This window comes from Streptomyces sp. GL_148, from assembly GCF_057834205.1.
Genome location: NZ_CM174396.1, coordinates 302,307 through 318,870 on the forward strand (window position 1 = coordinate 302,307; position 16,564 = coordinate 318,870).

Here is a 16,564-nt window from a genome sequence, read left to right on the forward strand (position 1 = left end):
AAGGTAAAAGGATTCATACCTGGTGTCAATGATTCCTTACATCCCCGTCGTGGAGGCGGGGCCCGGACCCCCTGTCACCCGGGCGCGCGGCCCCGCTGGCACCACGGCCGCACCCCGGGCTTGCTGGACGCATGAGACCAGAAGGACCGGAAGCACCGGGGACGGCCCCGGGACAGAGCCTGAGCACCCCCAGGGCTGCGGGGCTCGCGGGGATCCTCTTCGCCGTCCTCATGGCGGCGGCGATCGTGCTGGCCCGGATCGGCCTGCCCGAGGGAGGCGGCGCGGCCGAGGTCGAGGTCACCTCGGGGCAGCGGGACGCGGTGACCACGGCGCTGGAGCTCGTCCCCTTCGCGGGGATCGCCTTCCTGTGGTTCATGGGCGCACTGCGGGAGCACTCCGGCGAGGCCGAGGACCGGTTCGTGGCCACGGTCTTCCTGGGCAGCGGGCTGATCTTCGTCGCCAGCCTCTTCGGCGCCGCGGCGGCCGCCGGGACCGTGCTGGACGCCGACCAGCCCCAGGAGTTCGGCCGCCACTTCGCCTACAACCTGCTGACCACGTACGGGATGCGGATGGCCGCCGTGTTCGTGTTCGCGACCTCCACGATCGGCCGCCGGATCGGGGCCTTCCCGCGCCCGCTGACCCTGGCCGGATACCTCGCCGGCCTGGTGCTGCTGGTGGCGGGCTCCTCCTTGCCCTGGTCCGAGCTGGTCTTCCCGGCCTGGGCCCTGGTCGTGAGCCTGTACGTCCTGCGGTCGGGCCGGGGCCGCCTCCGCCCGGCCCCCTGACGGGCGCCGGGGCCTCACTCCAATGGCCGTCGCGGGCGGGCCCCCCGGCACCACCGCGCGCACGCTGGTCCGGGAAGCCCAGGGGGGCACCGAAAGGACACCACCTTGCTGAGGCTCGTCGTCGATCTCAACCGGTGCCAGGGGTACGCACAGTGCGCCTTCCTCGCCCCCGACGTCTTCGCGATGCACGGGGACGAGGGACTGCTCTACGATCCGCAGGCCGAGGAGGCCCAGCGCGAGCGCGTGGCCCAGGCCGCGGCCGCCTGCCCCGTGCAGGCGATCCTCGTGGACGATCTGGACCTGCCGGGCGGCGCCGCTCCGCGCACCGCGGCGGCCGCGGCCTCCGGCACCGGAGGGGCGGCCTCCGATGGCTGACACCGCCCTGGACCAGCTCAAGCGCTCCGGCCGGATCGTGGTCGTCGGCGCCTCGCTGGCCGGCCTGCGCGCCGCCGAGGTCATGCGGGAGAAGGGCTTCGCCGGCTCGCTGACCCTGATCGGCGACGAGCCCCACGAGCCGTACGACCGTCCGCCGCTGTCCAAGCAGGTGCTGCTGGGCAAGGCCGACGCCGAGCACACCCTGCTCCCCCGACGCCTCGACATCGACGCCGAATGGCGCCTCGGCGTCGCGGCCACCGGGCTCGACATGGCGGCCCGTACGGTCAGGCTCGCCGATGGCGAGGAGGTCCCGTACGACCGTCTCCTGATCGCCACCGGCGTCCGGGCCCGGCCCTGGCCGAACGAGGCCGAGGGCGAGCTCGGCGGGGTCTTCACCCTGCGCACCCGCGAGGACGGGGCGGGCCTGGCCCGCGCCCTGGCGGCCGGACCGCGCCGGGTGCTGGTCATCGGCGCCGGGTTCACCGGCTCCGAGATCGCCTCGGCGTGCCGGGAGCGCGGGCTGGACGTGACCGTCGCCGAACGCGGCGACGGCCCCCTGGTCGGCGCCCTGGGCGGAGTGATCGGGGCGGTCGCCGCAGAACTCCACCGGGAGAACGGCGTGGACCTGCGGACCGGGATCATGGTGACCGCCCTGGAGGGCGACTCCACCGGCCGGGTGCGGGCCGCACACCTCTCCGACGGCACCACGCTGGAATGCGACGTGGTGGTCGTCTCGCTCGGCGCCCAGCGCAACACCGACTGGCTGACCGGCTCCGGACTCGGCGCGGGTCCGCGCGGCATCGCCTGCGACGCGGGCTGCCGGGCCTTCGACCTCCGCGGGATCGTCACGGACGACATCTACGTGGCGGGCGACGTGGCCCGCTCCCCGCACGCGCTGTTCGGCTACCAGTTCCTCTCCCTGGAGCACTGGGGCAACGCCGTGGCCCAGTCCGAGACCGCCGCCCACAACATGCTGAGCGAGAGCACCGATCGCCGGCCGCACCTGTGGGTGCCGGCGTTCTGGTCCTCGCAGTTCGGGGTGAACATCAAATCCGTCGGCGTTCCGTCGATGGGCACCGAGATCATGTTCACCCAGGGCTCCCGGGCCGAGCGCCGGTTCACCGCCGTCTACGGCTACCAGGGCCGGATCATCGGGGCCGTCACCTTCGACAACGGGCGCTGGCTGCAGTTCTACGAGAAGCAGATCGAGGCCAGCTCGCCCTTCCCGCCCCCGTTCACCACGGTGGACCGGCGCCCCGACGGGCAGCGGCCGATCCCGGCCGACTTCCCCGACCCCTCCGTGCCCACGCACGGCCCGACCATCACCCTCAGCGGGTACTCGCCGGCCGACCGCCGGATCGCCACCTTCACCCCCGCCGGGCACTGACCCGCACGTTCCCGGAGGACCCCCATGGCCCACGGCATCCTGAGCCAGATCCTGGACTATTCCAGCCGCGCGAACCCGTACCCGCTGTACGAGGAACTGCGCAAGACCCCCGTCTTCCACGACGGGACCGGACCGTACGTCATCAGCACCTACTACGACATCCAGGGCCTGCTGCACGATCCGCGGCTCAGCTCCGACGCGCGCAACCTGGCCGCCACGGCCGGGGACCCGCTGGCCGAGGGCGGGGAGACCGAGGAGACCGCGCTGCCGCCGAGCTTCCTGAAGCTGGACCCGCCGGAGCACGACCGGCTGCGCCGGATGGCCAACCGGCCCTTCGGGCCGCCGCACTCCCCGCGCCGCGTCGACGGGATGCGCGGGGGGCTGAAGGACATCGTCACCGGTCTCATCGACAACCTCGGCGACACCGAGAAGATCGACCTGGTCGACCAGTTCGCGTATCCGTTCCCGGTGACGATGATCTGCCAGCTGCTCGGCGTACCGCACGAGGACGAGCCCAAGTTCCACGTCTGGGCCGACACCCTCGCGGCCAGCCTGGACCCCGATCCGGACGCCGATCCCGCCGAACGGCAGCGCAAGACCCACGACTCCCGCATGGAGCTGGGCATGTACCTGGCCGGGCTGATCGAGCAGCGGCGCAAGGACCCCAGCGAGGACATGCTCTCCCAACTGGCCGCGGGACACGGGCCGGACGAGTCCATGTCCACGATGGAGCTGCTGAGCACGGCGGCCCTGCTCCTGATCGCCGGCCACGAGACCACGGTCAACCTGATCACCAACGGCATGCTGACGCTCCTGCGCAACCCGGACGTACTGCGGGATCTGAAGGAGGAACCCCGGCTGGCCGTGCCGCTGGTGGAGGAGCTGCTGCGGTTCGAGCCGCCGGTGCAACTGCTGCCGCAGCGCACGCCGTTGGTGGACATCGAGGTGGGCGGGGTGACCATCCCCAAGGGATCCTCGATGTGGCTGATCCTGGCCTCCGGCAACCGGGACCCCCACCGCTTCGAGAACCCGGACCGCTTCGACCCGCACCGCAAGGACATCCAGCACCTGGGCCTGGGCAGCGGCATCCACAGCTGCTTCGGCGCCCCGCTGGCACGGCTGGAGGCGCAGCTCGCGCTGAGCGAGCTGGCCCGGCGGCTGGAGAACCCGCGGCTGCTGGAGGATCCGCCGCCCTACCGGCAGAACGCGGTGCTGCGCGGGCCCCGGCACCTGCAGATCGCCTGCGACGGGATCCGCGACTGAGCCGGCATGGATCCGGCACCGAGCGGGCCCCGATCCGGCATGGATCCGGGGCCCGCTCGCGGCTACCAGCCGAAGCGGCGGTCGACTTCGCGCTCGAACTCCTCGAAGGTCAGTACGTCGTCGCCGTCCGCGTTCGCCCGGTCGAAGAGGGCCGAGGAGGTGTCCACGTCGCCCACGGCCCAGAAGGGGAGGTCCCCCTGGGCGGCGAGGGTGGGGCCCTTGCTGCGCAGGGCCGTGATCACCTCGACCCTGGTCAGAACCCCGTCGCTGTTCAGGTCGAGCGCATCGAACAGCTTGCGGGCCTTCTCACTCATGACGTGGTCCTCTCGATGGGCGGCTCGGTGCGGGAGACCACTGGGCGGCCCCCCGGGCCGTCAGCCTATGACCCGCCCCGCCGCCACTCGCCTCCGGTGTCCCCCACGCCACCCGGAGAGGGTGGCGTGGGGGCGGGGTGCCGGCCCGGCCCGCTACCGCACACCGTCCGCCAGGGCCGCGGCCGGTGCCTCGCGCTGGTGCGGGACCGGCGAAGCCGGCGACACCGCCGAGACCGCCGCTCCCGCGGCGAGCGGTACGGGGCGGGAGTCCTCGTGCTGGAGCGCGACCGTCCGCGTGGGGGCGGGGATCGAAATGCCCTCCGCCCGGAACCGGCTGTGCAGCCGCTTGATGAACTCGTGCTTGATCCGGTACTGGTCACTGAACTCGCCGACGCCGAGGATCACCGTGAAGTTGATCCTGGAGTCCGCGAAGGTGTGGAAGCGTACGGCCCCTTCGTGGTCGGGGACCGCGCCGTTGATGTCCGCCATCACCCCGTCGACCACCTCGAGGGTCACCTGCTCGACGTGCTCCAGGTCGCTCTCGTAGCCCACTCCCACCTGGACCATGATCGACAACTGCTGTTCGGGCTGGGTGAAGTTGGTCATGTTCGTGCGCGCGAGCCGCCCGTTGGGGATGATCACCAGGTTGTTCGACAGGTTGCGGACCACGGTGTTGCGCCAGTTGATGTCGACGACGTAGCCCTCCTCCCCGCTCGTCAGGCGGATGTAGTCACCGGGCTGCACCGTCTTCGAGGCGAGGATGTGCACGCCCGCGAAGAGGTTGGCAAGGGTGTCCTGCAGCGCCAGGGCGACCGCCAGACCGCCCACGCCGAGGGCGGTGAGCAAGGGCGCGATGGACACGCCCACGGATTCGAGGGCGACGAGCAGACCCATCGCGAGCACCAGGACGCGCGTGATGTTGACGAATATGGTGGCCGATCCGGCGACTCCCGTCCGCGCCTGGGCCACGGACTGGACGAGGCCGGCCACGACGCGGGCCACGCCGATCGTGGCCACGAGGATCAGCAGCGCGGTCAGCGAGTGGTTCACCCAGCCGGAGACGCGCGGACCGAGCGGCAGCGTCGAGGCGGCCACGGCGGCGCCCGCGATGACGGCCGCCGCCGGTGCGAGGGTGCGCAGCGCGTCGACGACGATGTCGTCGCCGCTCCACCGGGTCCTGAGGGCGTGCTTGGACAGCCATCGCACGAGGGCGCGCAGGAGCAGCCCGGCGAGCCCGCCCGCGGCCAGCGCGACGCCGGCGATGAGCCAGTCGTGCAGGACGAGGTCCCGGCTCAACGGACGTCCTCCGCCCCTCGCCGGAGCGGGGAGGCGAGGGGCGGCCCTGCGGGCCGCCGGATGAGGGGTGGTGTGGTCACCTTGTCACCTGTCAGTTCGTCGTGCTGGATGCCGCGTTCGCGCATGCGTACGCATCCGGAACGGACGTCCCATCCTGCCCCATGGGCAGCGCGGAGCCGAGGTGGGGCCAGCCTGGTGCAACGCTCGGTCAGGGGCACGGCTCGGTCAGGTGCTCGGTCCGGGGGCTCGACGCCGTCAGGCGTCCCCGCCCCGGCCCGATTCGTCGCCCAGGGCCCCGGGCGGCTCGGCCGCCGCCGGGTCGAGGATCCGGTTGAGGAAGCTCCTGGTCCGCTCCTGCCGGGGATCCCCGACCACTTGGGCCGCCGGCCCTTGCTCGACGACGACTCCGCCGTCCATGAAGACGACCCGGTCCGCGACCTCGCGGGCGAAGCTCATCTCGTGGGTGACGACCATCATCGTCATGCCCTCGCCCGCAAGGACCCGCATCACCGCCAGCACCTCGCCGACGAGTTCGGGGTCCAGCGCCGAGGTCGGCTCGTCGAAGAGCATCACTTCCGGGCCCATCGACAGGGCCCTGGCGATCGCCACCCGCTGCTGCTGGCCGCCGGACAACTGGGCGGGGTACGCCTCGGACTTGTCGGAGAGGCCGACGCGGGCGAGGTTCTCCCGGGCCACGGCCTCGGCCTCGGCCTTGCCCCTGCCCAGGACGCGGCGCTGGGGCAGGGTGAGGTTTTCGCGCACGCTGACGTGCGGGAAGAGGTTGAACTGCTGGAAGACCATCCCGATGCGGCGGCGTACGGCGTCGATGTCGACGTCCAGGTCCGTGACCTCGGTTCCGCCGACGAAGACTCGGCCCTCGCTGGGCTCTTCGAGCAGGTTCACACAGCGCAGCAGCGTCGATTTGCCCGAGCCGGAGGGCCCGATGACGCACACCACCTCGCCGCGGGCGACTTCCAGGTCGATGCCGCGCAGGACGTGGTTGGCGCCGAAGGACTTGTGCAGTCCCCGGATCTCGATCTCCGGGCCGTCCGTGGCCGTCGTGTCCACCGCTGGGGCCTCCTGTGGCATGTCTTCCTCACACGGCCTTGTCCGCGCGGGCTTCCAGGCGGCGCACCACGAAGCTCAGCGGCACGGTCACCAGGAGGTAGCACAGGCCCGCGACCAGAATCGGGGTGGAGTTGGCGGTCTGGCTGGCGAGGTCCCGGCCGAACTTCGTCAGTTCGCGCTCCGACAGCGTCACGCCGAGGAACAGCACGAGCGAGGAGTCCTTGAACAGCAGGACCAGTTCGTTGGTGAGGGGCGGGATGACGATGCGGAAGGCCTGCGGGATGACGACCGAGACCATGGCGCGGGCGTGCGAGAAGCCCAGCGAGCGGGCGGCTTCCATCTGCCCCTTGGGTACCGCCTGGATGCCCGCCCGAATCGTTTCCGCCATGTAGGCGGCGGCCACCAGTCCCAGGCCGATCGCGACCTTGCCGTACGTGCCGCCCGGGATCTGCGTACCGGGGAACGCCAGGGGCACCGCCACGCCGACGAAGATGAAGATCAGCAGGGCCGGGAGGCCCCGGAACAGCTCGATGTAGACGCTCGCGACCCACCGGTACGGGGCCACGGAGGACAGTCGCATCATGGCGATGACCAGGCCGAGGACCAGGCCGAGGAGGAACCCGGAGGTCGTGTAGATCACCGTGTTGCGCAGGGCCGTGGTGATGATCTCGGGGAAGAGCCGTAGCGCCAGGTCCTTCTGGGCGAACTGGTTCTGCAGCCTTTCCCAGTCCGCCGAGACGCCGATCAGCACCAGCGCCGCGACGAAGAGCGCGTACTGCAAGCCCTGCGAGACCCGGCGGCGCTGGCGCCGGGTCAGCCGGGAGGTCACGGGGTGGTCTGGGGCAGCGGGCCGATCCACTGCTCGTAGAGCTTCTTGTAGGTGCCGTCGGCCTTGGCGTCGGTGATCGCCTTGTCGATCGCGGCCACGAGGGCGGTGTTGCCCTTCTTCACCGAGAAGCCGTACTGCTCGCCGGTCTCGATGTTCTGCCCGAGGGTGAACTCGGCGGCGTTTTTGGGGTCCTTGAGCCAGCCCTGGACCACGGGGTAGTCGATGACGACGGCGTCCACCTGGCCGGTGCGCAGGCCGTTGATGACCGCGTCCGAGCTCTCGAAGGCGACGGGGTCGAAGCCCTGGGCCTTGGCGTAGCTCTCGCCGGTGGTCTCGGCCTGCGCGCCCAGCTTCTTCCCCTTCGCCTTGAGGTCGGCGAGCGAGGTCACGCCGCTCTTCTTGGTGGCGAGCAGCGCCTGTGTGGCGTCGAAGTAGGGGACGGAGAAGTCGACGTTCTTCTTGCGCTCGTCGGTGATCGTCATGCCGGCGGCGGCGAGGTCGCACTCGCCGGAGTTCAGGAAGGCGCCGGTCTTGAAGTTCTCGAAGGGGGTGTCGAGGATCTTCTGCTCGACCTTGAGCCGGCTCGCCACCAGGTCGACCAGGGCCACGTCGAAACCGACGACCTTGCCGTCCTTCTCGAACTGGAACGGCGGATAGGGCAGGTGGGTGCAGGTCGTCAGTTTACCCTTCTCCACGACGGGCACTCCGCCGGCGGCCTCGCCCGGGCCGTCTTCTCCCGAGGAGCATCCGGCGACGAGGAACGCGCCCGCCGCCGCGGCGGCGACGCGGATGCGCAGGCTGCCGGCGCGCCTGCGGTTTCCTCGCGTGCAGTTTCCTCTGGCCGTCCGGAACACGGTTGACCTCCACGAGTGCGGGTCGAGCGGCGATCACGGGACGGGACCGTCCGCCGAGATCGTAAGCCACGGGCGGCGCCCGTTGAGGGATCTCCGGCGATGCGTTGCGGGGACGCCGGGGCGCACCGCGCGGATCCGGCCATGATCACTGGGCCGCCCGCAGGCGCCGGTCCACCGGCCCCGGTGTCCCCTCGCGCGGGTCGGGCCGGGGCGGGTTCACCGGAGCCCGCCCCGGCGTCACTTCCCCGCCGCCGGAGCCGTCGGCGCTGTCAGGGGGCGAGCTCGCGGCGGCGCCGGCTGATCGAGTCGGGGTCCCAGCCCGGACGGGGTACGGAGGCCAGCAGCAGCCGGGTGTAGGGGTGCTCGGGGGCGGTGAGGAGCTCGGTGACCGGGCGGTGTTCCATCGTGCGGCCGCGGTACATGACGAGCGCCTCGTCACAGACGTAGCGGACGACGGCCAGGTCGTGGCTGACGAAGACCAGGCCGATCCCGGTGTCGCGGCGGATGTCGGAGAGCAGGTTGAGCACCTGCGCCTGTACGGACACGTCCAGGGCGGACACCGCTTCGTCGAGCACCAGGACGGCGGGTTCGACTGCCAGCGCCCGTGCGATCGCGGCGCGTTGGCGCTGCCCGCCGGAGAGGCGGCGGGGCAGGGCGGCGGCCTCGCGGTCGCCGAGGCCTACCTGGGCCAGCAGTTCCCGTACGCGTGCGGCGCGGGCCGTCCGGTCGGACATGCCGTGCAGTGTGAGCACGCCGTCGACGGTCGCGCCGATGCTGATCCGCGCGTCCAGGGAGAGGTAGGGGTCCTGGAAGACGATCTGGACCGCCTTGGCGCGGGCCAGCCGGGCCGGCCTCCCCCGTACGGAGGCCGCCAGCGGCCGGCCCTGGACCAGGATCTCGCCCGCGTCGGGGCGTTCCAGGCCGATCAGCATCCGGGCCGTGGTGGTCTTGCCCGAACCGGATTCCCCCACGATGCCGAGCGCCCCGCCGGCCCGTACGCAGAACGACAGGTCGTCGACGGCGACGACCTCCGTCCCGCCGGTCCGGTAGGTCTTGCGTAGTCCGCTCACCCGGAGGAGTTCCGCAGGAAGGTCCGGGGCGGTGTCCTTGCTCGGACGGTTGCTCAACTGTCCTCCTTCAGGCTGATTTCGGCGGCGCGGTGGCAGGCGACCTCGGCCGGGCCGTGCGGCAGGAGCTGCGGCGGGGACTGGTCGCAGCGGCCCGGTTCGGCGAACCGGCAGCGGGCTGCGAAGGCGCACCCGGGGGCCGACTCCAACAGCCCCATCGGGGCGCCGGGGATGGGGGTCAGGCGGGCCAGGGGGCCCGCGAGGGGCGGGGAGGATCCGAGCAGGCCCGCGGTGTAGGGGTGCCGGGGGGAGGCGAAGAGTTCCGCCACGGGAGCCGTTTCGACGATCCGGCCCGCGTACATGACGTAGATCCGGTCGCTGACGGAGGCGGCGAGCTCGATGTCGTGGGTGATGAGCAGGAGCCCGAGGCCGCGTTCGCGCTGGAGCCGGCCCAGGACGGCCAGGATCTCGGCCTGGGTGCTGACGTCGAGCGCGGTCGTCGGCTCGTCGCAGAGCAGGAGCCGGGGTTCGGCGGTGAGGGCCGCGGCGATCACGACGCGCTGGAGCATGCCGCCGGAGAGCTCGTGCGGGAACTGGTTCAGGTGGCGGACGGGGTCGGGCAGGCCGACCGCGTCGAGCAGTTCGGCGGCCCTGACGTTCGCCCGGGCCTTGGACCAGCCGTGCACCAGGCGCAGCGGTTCGGTGAGGAAGTCCCCGACCCGGCGTACCGGGTTGATGGCGGCCCGCGGGTCCTGGTAGATCATCGCCGCTTTGTTGGTACGGACCTCGCGCAGGCTCGCGGGGTCGGCGCCGACCAGGTCGGTGCCGTCGACGCGGACCCGGCCGCCGGTCTCGGAGCCCTGCGGGAACAGGCCGAGGGCGGCGCGGGCGGTGACGGACTTGCCCGAGCCGGATTCGCCGACCAGGGCGACGACCTCTCCGGCCGCGACGGTGAGGCTGACCCCGTCGAGGAGGGGGCGGGCCATCGCGGGGAGCGTGACGCGCAGGTCTTCGTAGGCGAGCAGTGTCATCGGGAGTCCCTCCCCGCGAGCCGGTCGCCGAGGTCTTCCCCGACGACGTTGAAGGCGACCACGACCAGGACGACCGCCACGGCCGGCGCGATCGCGGAGAGCGGCTGGCCCTGCAGGACGGCCGCCTGCCCCTGGTTGATCATGGCTCCCCAGTCGGGGGTGGGCGGCTGTACGCCGAGTCCGAGGAAGGAGAGGGCGGCGAGGTCGAGCAGGGCGTAGCCGAAGTTCACCGTCGACTGGGCGAGCAGCGTCGGGGCGATGTTGGGCAGCAGCCTGCGGACGGTGACGTACAGGGGCGAGTGGCCCTGCACCTGGTAGGCGGCGATGTAGGGCCGGGACTTCTCCCGGACGGCCAGGCCCCGTACGAGGCGTGCGGTGTACGGCATGTAGGCGATGGCCATGGCGATCACCGGAGCCGTCATCCCCTTGCCGAACAGGGCCACCGCCAAGATCGCGAGGAGTAGCGCGGGGAAGGCGAACAGGACGTCGAGAACGCGGCCGACGGCGGTGTCGATCCAGCCTCCGCGCCAGGCGGTGAACAGGCCGACGGCGACGCCGAGGACCGTGGAGAACAGGACGACGGCGAGCGGGCCGGCCAGGCTGGTCCGGGTGCCGACGATGAGCGCCGAGAGCGTGTCGTGGCCGCCCTGGTCGGTGCCCAGCCAGTGCTGGGCGCTCGGCCCCAGGAGGGTGTCGCCGAGCTGTCCGAAGGTGGGGTCGTACGGGGCGATCCAGGGGCCCAGGATCGCGACGAGCACGAACAGGACCAGGAGCGTCAGGCAGGTCCGCTGGAGCCGGCTGCCGCCGAGGCGGCGCAGCCGGGCGAGCGGGTCGCGCCGGGCACGGGGGGTGCCCGGGGTACGGGGGGTGCCCGGGGTACAGGTCGTGACGCCCGTTTCGGGAAGGGTGCTCATCGGGCGCTCCCCGCCGCGGCCGTGCGCGGATCGATCAGTGGGTGGAGCAGGTCCACGAGGGCGTTGACGATGACGAAGGCGGCCACCACCAGCAGCACGATGGCCTGGACGACCTGGAAGTCGAGCTGGTCGACGGACTGCACGAGCAGCGAGCCCACGCCGGACATTCCGAAGGCGGTCTCGACGATCGCGGTGCTGACCAGCATGCCGGAGACCAGGAGCGCGGAGACGGTGACGATCGGGCCGAGGGCGTTGCGCAGGACGTGCCGCCGGATGACGGTGCGCCGTGGCGCTCCGCGGCTCAGCGCGACCTCCACATGGTCGCGGCTCAGCTCGTCGAGCATGGCCGAGCGGGTCACGCGGGTCACCAGGGCGGTGAAGGTGACGGACAGGGCCGCCGCCGGGAGGATCACGTGGTGCAGCCGGTCCATGAGGCCTTCGCCGTTGCCGATGGTGGGGAACCAGCCCAGCTGCACCCCGAACACCGACCTGAGCAGCAGGGCGGCGACGAAGGCGGGTGCGGCCGCGCCCACCGTGACGAGGAGCATCAGGGAGCGGTCGGTGCGCGAACCCCGGCGCAGCGCGCCGATGATGCCGGAGCCGATGCCGAACACGGCGATCATCAGGCCGGATACGGCGATCAGCAGCATGGAGGAGGGCAGCCGCGACCAGATGACCGCGGAGACGTCCTGGTGGAAGAGGTAGGAGCGGCCGAAGTCGCCGTGCAGCACCCCTTCGAGCCAGTTCCAGTACCGGACCAGGAAGGGTTCGTCGAAGCCGTACTGGCTGCGCAGTGCGGCGAGGTCCTCCGGGCTGGGGCTGCGTCCCTTGACGAGGAAGCTGGCCGGGTCTCCGGGGGCCAGGAAGAGGGAGGAGAAGACGAGGAAGGAGGTGACGAGCAGGGTCGCCGCCATGCCGGCCAGGCGGCGCAGCACCCGTACGGCGCGGGTGGTCGCGGCCGTCGCCGCGGCCGTCATCCCTTGGCTCCGATCTCGGCCGCCCACGGGTAGTAGAGGTAGGCGATGGAGGGCTGGACGCCGGTGATCTTCTTACCCATGAAGACGCTGACGGGCAGGGTGTACAGGGGCAGCCAGGGCAGTTCGCGGGAGGCGATCTTCTGCGCCTCGGCGTTGGCGGCCGCGTGCCCGGCGGGGTCGTGGGCGCCGACGGCCTTCTGCACGGCCGCGTCGAAGGCCGGGTCGGACCAGTTGCCGTAGTTGCTGAAGGCGCCGGTCTCCAGCGAGGCGAACATGTCCAGCGGGTCCGTGATGGACGTGTACCAGAAGGTGAGGAAGAGGTCGATGCCCTCGCGGGCCGCGGGGTCGGTGAAGAGGGTCGTGTACTTCTCCGCGGAGAGGGAGTCGATCCGCGGCTTCAGTCCGATGGCGGTGGCGGCTTGGGCGATGGCCTGGGTGATGATCGTGGTCTGCGAGTCCAGCGGGCTGGTCGCGATCACGATCTCCTGCCCGTTCACTCCGGCCTCGGCGGCGAGCGCCTTGGCCTTGGCCGGGTCGTACGGGTACTTCGGCAGGTCCTTCACGAGGGCTTCGCGGGTCGCGGGCGGAGCGTCGGCCCACAGGCTGTCGGTGACGAGGGAGTCGGAGACCTCGCCGACCCCGCCTGCGCCGGCCTTGACGATGCCCTTGCGGTCGGTGGCCATGAGGAGCGCCTGGCGGACCTTGGGGTTGCCGAGGGGGCCCTTGAGGTTGGCGACGACCTCGTCGGCGACGGTGGTGTTGCGGCCGAAGTAGAGCTTTCCGGCTTCGGTGGAGCCCAGCTGGGTGTAGGCGTTCGGCGGGACCATCCAGCCGCCGTCGACCTCGCCGCTCTGGAAGGCGTTGACGCGGGTGGTGGCATCGGCGAGGAAGACGAACTTCACCTCGCCGGACTTGGCCTTCAGCTCCTGGTTCCAGTACCCGTCGAACCGCTTGAGGGTGAGGGACTGGCCGGAGGTCCAGGAGGCGAAGGAGAAGGGGCCGGTGCAGTTCACGCCGGTCTGCGGATTGCCGTAGTCCTTGCCGGACTTGGCCAGGGTGGCGGCGGACTCCACGGTGCCGGGGCTGGCGGCCAGGTACTTGTTGAAGGTGGAGTCCGGCTTGGTCAGCGTGACGGTGACTTCCAGCGGGCCGGTCTTGTCGATGGACTCGACGTTCTTGTACTGGTTCGCCCAGACGCTGCCGGTCTCGGGGTCGAGGTTGCGGCTCAGGGAGGCGACGACGTCGTCGGCGGTGAGCACCGTCCCGTCGTGGAAGTGCACGCCGGGGCGGATCTGGTACACCCAGCTGGTGGGTGTGGGGTTGGTGTACGAGGACGCGAGGCCCGGGGAGGTCGTCAGGTCGGGGTTCCAGCGCAGCAGGCTCTCGCAGACGTTGGCGAGGATCTGGTTGGGCGGGAAGTCGAAGGAGTACGCGTAGTCGATGGTGGTCGGCTCCGCGTAGACGGACCAGGTGAAGGAGTCCACGTTTCCGGCGGCGGCGGGCGTCTTGTCCGTGATCTTGTACGCGGCGGCCTGGTCCGTGTCCTTGTCGGGGTTCGCGGTGCCGCTGCAGGCGCTGGTGACGAGCACGGCGGCCGCGGCGAGAGCGGCTGCGGCGCCGGTGCGGATGCGGTGGCCGCGGCCGCGGCCTCGGTGCAGGGGGGATCCCGATCGGGTTGATGACATCGTCTGACTCCCTGAGGGATGAGCTCGGTGGGGTGGGTGACGCTCGGCCGGAGGCGGACCGGCCGGTGAAGGTGCGTGCGGTGACCGGTCAGTCGGTCGCGGCGAAGACCAGTTCGCCGTCGATGTACGTGCGCAGCACGCGGGTGTCGGCGATCTCCATCGGGGGGTGCGCGAAGGGGTCGCGGTCGAGGACGACGAGGTCCGCGTACTTGCCCACCTCGACGGTGCCGGTGACCTCGTCGAGGTGGTTCACCCACGCGCTGCCGGCGGTGTAGGCGGTGAGGGCCTGGGAGAGGGTCAGGGCCTGCTCCGGGAAGAAGGGCGGCGCCGGTTCGAAGGTCCCGGTCGCGTTGGGGGCCTCGTCGGGTACGGAGCGGTTGACGGCGACGTGGATGCCCCACAGCGGGTTGGGGCTGCTGACCGACCAGTCGCTGCCGGCGACCAGGCGGGCGCCGGCGCGCTGGAGGTCGCCGAACGGGTACTGGAGGCGGGCCCGCTCCGGTCCGAGGAAGGGGATCGTGAGCTCGTCCATCTGCGGTTCGTGCGCGGCCCACAGCGCCTGGATGTTGGCGGCCGCGTCCAGGCTCGCGAAGCGGGCGATGTCCTCCGGGTGGACGAGCTGGAGGTGGGCGAGGTGGTGGCGGTTGTCGTTGGCTCCGTTGGCCTCGCGGGCCTCGGCGAGGGCGTCGAGCACCTCGCGCACGGCCCGGTCGCCCAGGGCGTGGAAGTGGATCTGGAAGCCCGCGCGGTCGAGCAGGGACACTGCTGCCGTGAGCACCTTCGGATCGATGAAGCTGAGCCCGGAGTTGTTGGTGGCGCAGCCGCAGCCGTCCAGGTAGGGCTCCAGCATGCCGGCGGTGAAGTTCTCGGCGATGCCGTCCTGCATCATCTTGACGCTGGTGGCTTTGAAGCGGCCGACCTGTCCTGTGCGGCGGCGCTCCTCGATGTCGGGTATCTGTTCCAGGCCGCGTTCGCGGTCCCACCACAGGGCGCCGACGACGCGGGCGCGCAGGGAGCCCTCGCGGGCGGCGCGCAGGTAGACGCCGTAGTTGTCGGGGTTGCCGGGGAAGGAGCCGATCATGGCGTCCTGCCAGCTGGTGACGCCGAGGGAGAAGAGGTGCTCCTGTGCGGCGAGCAGGCCCGCGTGCGCCTCGTCGGGCGTTGCGAGGGGCACGTGGTGTGCCACCAGCTCCACGGCGCCCTCCTGGAGGGTGCCGGCCGGGCTTCCGTCTTCCTCCCGCTCGATCCGGCCGTCGGCCGGATCGGGGGTGGTGCGGTCGACGCCGGCGATCTCCAGCGCCCGGGTGTTGACCCAGGCGCCGTGGCCGTCCCGGTTGGTGAGGAGGACGGGCCGGTCCGGGACCACCGCGTCGAGCATGGCGCGGGTCGGCGTGCCTCCGGGGAAGATGTCCATCGACCAGCCGCCGCCGCGGATCCAGGCCACGTCGGGGTGGGTCCGGGCGAATTCCGCGACCACGGCGAGGTAGCCGTCGATGGTGCGCTCCTCGCTCAGGTCGCAGCCGAGCATCTGGACGCCGGCCACCGCGGGATGCACGTGGGCGTCCTGGAATCCGGGGACGAGCAGTCCTCCCGCGAGGTCGACGACCTCGGTGTCGGCGTCCGCGAGGAGCCGTACGGCGGCTGCGTCGGCGACGGCGATGATCCGGCCGCCTCCGACGGCGACGGCGGCGTCGACCGGGGTCGGGGAGGTCCCGGTGAAGACCCGCCCCCCTACGAAGACGATGTCGGCACGCTGCCTGGTCTTGCCCATCGACGCATCCTTCGGCTCGGCGGGTGAGCCCCGCACGGCTGGTTCGTTGAGGAGGAGTGAACGGGAGCGCAACAGTGTTGTCAACGGTGTTGCGCTCGCTCTGTTCCACATCGTTACACTGGCCCCACCATGCCGAAGCCATCCGACACACCCGCCCGGTCCAAGCGCGCGGGCAGCCAGCTCACACCCGACGTGATCATCGAAGCGAGCCTGCGCATCGCGGCCCGCGGCAGCGAGGACGCCTTCACCGTCCGGCGCCTCGGCGAGGAGCTCGGCGCCGACCCGACCGCGATCTACCGGCACTTCCGCGACAAGGACGACCTGCTGCTGTCCGTCGCCGACCGCACGCTCGGCGAGGTGCTCGACAGCATCCCCGCGGGACTCGGCTGGAAGGACCGGCTGCGCGCGCTCGCCGAAGGCTCCCTCGAAGTCGCCCTCAGGTACCCGGTGGTCGGCTCGACCATGGCCAGCCGGACCACCCGCAGGACCAACGAGTTCCGTGTCGTCGAGCTGATCCTCGGCGCGGTGACGGAGGCCGGGCTCGAAGGGGCCGAGGCGGCCGTCCACTACCGGATGGTCGGCGACTCCCTGCTCGCCTACGTCGGCCAGCGCGCCGCCTACCTGCTCTTCGACCCGGAGATCCGGGCTGCCGACGAGTCCTCGTGGAGCCGCGAGTACCGGCTGGTCGACCCCGCCGGATTCCCCCACATCACCCGACTGAGCGGCGAACTGGCCGAGGTGACGGACGAACAGATCTTCCGGGCCAGGGTCGAGGCGCTGATCACCGCGATCGAGAACCGGGTCCGGGCGCTGCGCGGAGCCTGATCCGAGGAGCACCCGCCCGATCCGAGGCCCACCCGCCTGATCCGAGGACCACCCACGCGCATTCACCCCGTCCGCGGATACCTGTCCGCGGGCATCCGTCTGCCAAAAAGTGGCGCAACATCG

General features: G+C 71.5%; 16 protein-coding genes. 5 read left to right on the top strand and 11 right to left on the bottom strand.

The annotated features are described in order from the left end of the window. Positions 1–131: 131 nt before the first annotated feature. The 4 genes from AC3IYI_RS01440 (at position 132) to AC3IYI_RS01455 (ending at position 3,810) form a co-directional block, all read left to right on the top strand. The gene (locus AC3IYI_RS01440; protein ID WP_489408444.1) at positions 132–785 is read left to right on the top strand and encodes a hypothetical protein; all 654 of its coding nucleotides are present in this window, start codon (positions 132–134) and stop codon (positions 783–785) included. A gap of 108 nt (positions 786–893) precedes the next feature. Then, on the top strand, positions 894–1,160 hold the full coding sequence (locus AC3IYI_RS01445; RefSeq protein ID WP_489411843.1) for a ferredoxin: 267 nt from the start codon (positions 894–896) through the stop codon (positions 1,158–1,160). Next, entirely contained in the window at positions 1,153–2,547 is a 1,395-nt protein-coding gene (locus AC3IYI_RS01450) for an NAD(P)/FAD-dependent oxidoreductase (protein ID WP_489408445.1), read from the top strand. The genes AC3IYI_RS01445 and AC3IYI_RS01450 overlap by 8 nt, the downstream gene beginning before the upstream one ends. Positions 2,548–2,571: 24 nt before the next feature. Then, positions 2,572–3,810, top strand: a complete 1,239-nt coding sequence (locus tag AC3IYI_RS01455) for a cytochrome P450 (protein ID WP_489408446.1) — start codon at positions 2,572–2,574, stop codon at positions 3,808–3,810. Positions 3,811–3,872: 62 nt separating this feature from the next. Here AC3IYI_RS01455 and AC3IYI_RS01460 read toward each other — a convergent pair whose 3' ends face one another. The 11 genes from AC3IYI_RS01460 to AC3IYI_RS01510 all read right to left on the bottom strand — a co-directional run bounded on the left by AC3IYI_RS01460 (position 3,873) and on the right by AC3IYI_RS01510 (position 15,616). Beyond that, entirely contained in the window at positions 3,873–4,124 is a 252-nt protein-coding gene (locus AC3IYI_RS01460) for an EF-hand domain-containing protein (protein ID WP_266875230.1), read from the bottom strand. A 153-nt stretch (positions 4,125–4,277) separates the two neighbouring features. Continuing rightward, positions 4,278–5,420 carry a mechanosensitive ion channel family protein gene (locus AC3IYI_RS01465; RefSeq protein ID WP_489408447.1) on the bottom strand — a complete coding sequence of 381 codons (1,143 nt, stop codon included), beginning with the start codon at positions 5,418–5,420 and terminating at the stop codon, positions 4,278–4,280. Positions 5,421–5,675: 255 nt separating this feature from the next. After that, positions 5,676–6,509: an amino acid ABC transporter ATP-binding protein gene (locus AC3IYI_RS01470; protein WP_489408448.1), complete on the bottom strand. Its 834-nt coding sequence runs from the start codon at positions 6,507–6,509 to the stop codon at positions 5,676–5,678. 7 nt (positions 6,510–6,516) lie between these two features. After that, positions 6,517–7,347 carry an amino acid ABC transporter permease gene (locus tag AC3IYI_RS01475; protein ID WP_489408449.1) on the bottom strand — a complete coding sequence of 277 codons (831 nt, stop codon included), beginning with the start codon at positions 7,345–7,347 and terminating at the stop codon, positions 6,517–6,519. Beyond that, a complete protein-coding gene (locus AC3IYI_RS01480) occupies positions 7,314–8,114 on the bottom strand; it encodes an ABC transporter substrate-binding protein (protein ID WP_489411844.1) in 801 nt (266 codons plus the stop codon). Before AC3IYI_RS01480 ends, AC3IYI_RS01475 begins: the two co-directional genes overlap by 34 nt. Before the next feature lie 326 nt (positions 8,115–8,440). Next, positions 8,441–9,298, bottom strand: coding sequence for an ABC transporter ATP-binding protein (locus tag AC3IYI_RS01485; RefSeq protein ID WP_489408450.1), 858 nt, complete (start codon positions 9,296–9,298; stop codon positions 8,441–8,443). Next, positions 9,295–10,269: an ABC transporter ATP-binding protein gene (locus AC3IYI_RS01490; RefSeq protein ID WP_489408451.1), complete on the bottom strand. Its 975-nt coding sequence runs from the start codon at positions 10,267–10,269 to the stop codon at positions 9,295–9,297. The genes AC3IYI_RS01485 and AC3IYI_RS01490 overlap by 4 nt, the downstream gene beginning before the upstream one ends. Continuing rightward, positions 10,266–11,183 carry an ABC transporter permease gene (locus AC3IYI_RS01495; RefSeq protein WP_489408452.1) on the bottom strand — a complete coding sequence of 306 codons (918 nt, stop codon included), beginning with the start codon at positions 11,181–11,183 and terminating at the stop codon, positions 10,266–10,268. The genes AC3IYI_RS01490 and AC3IYI_RS01495 overlap by 4 nt, the downstream gene beginning before the upstream one ends. Then, on the bottom strand, positions 11,180–12,160 hold the full coding sequence (locus AC3IYI_RS01500) for an ABC transporter permease (protein WP_489408453.1): 981 nt from the start codon (positions 12,158–12,160) through the stop codon (positions 11,180–11,182). The genes AC3IYI_RS01495 and AC3IYI_RS01500 overlap by 4 nt, the downstream gene beginning before the upstream one ends. Then, a complete protein-coding gene (locus AC3IYI_RS01505; RefSeq protein WP_489408454.1) occupies positions 12,157–13,845 on the bottom strand; it encodes an ABC transporter substrate-binding protein in 1,689 nt (562 codons plus the stop codon). Before AC3IYI_RS01505 ends, AC3IYI_RS01500 begins: the two co-directional genes overlap by 4 nt. A gap of 88 nt (positions 13,846–13,933) precedes the next feature. Next, positions 13,934–15,616, bottom strand: a complete 1,683-nt coding sequence (locus AC3IYI_RS01510; RefSeq protein WP_489408455.1) for an amidohydrolase — start codon at positions 15,614–15,616, stop codon at positions 13,934–13,936. A gap of 129 nt (positions 15,617–15,745) precedes the next feature. Between AC3IYI_RS01510 and AC3IYI_RS01515 the strand changes: the two genes are divergently transcribed. Beyond that, positions 15,746–16,441, top strand: a complete 696-nt coding sequence (locus AC3IYI_RS01515; protein ID WP_489408456.1) for a TetR/AcrR family transcriptional regulator — start codon at positions 15,746–15,748, stop codon at positions 16,439–16,441. The last annotated feature ends 123 nt before the right edge of the window (positions 16,442–16,564 follow it).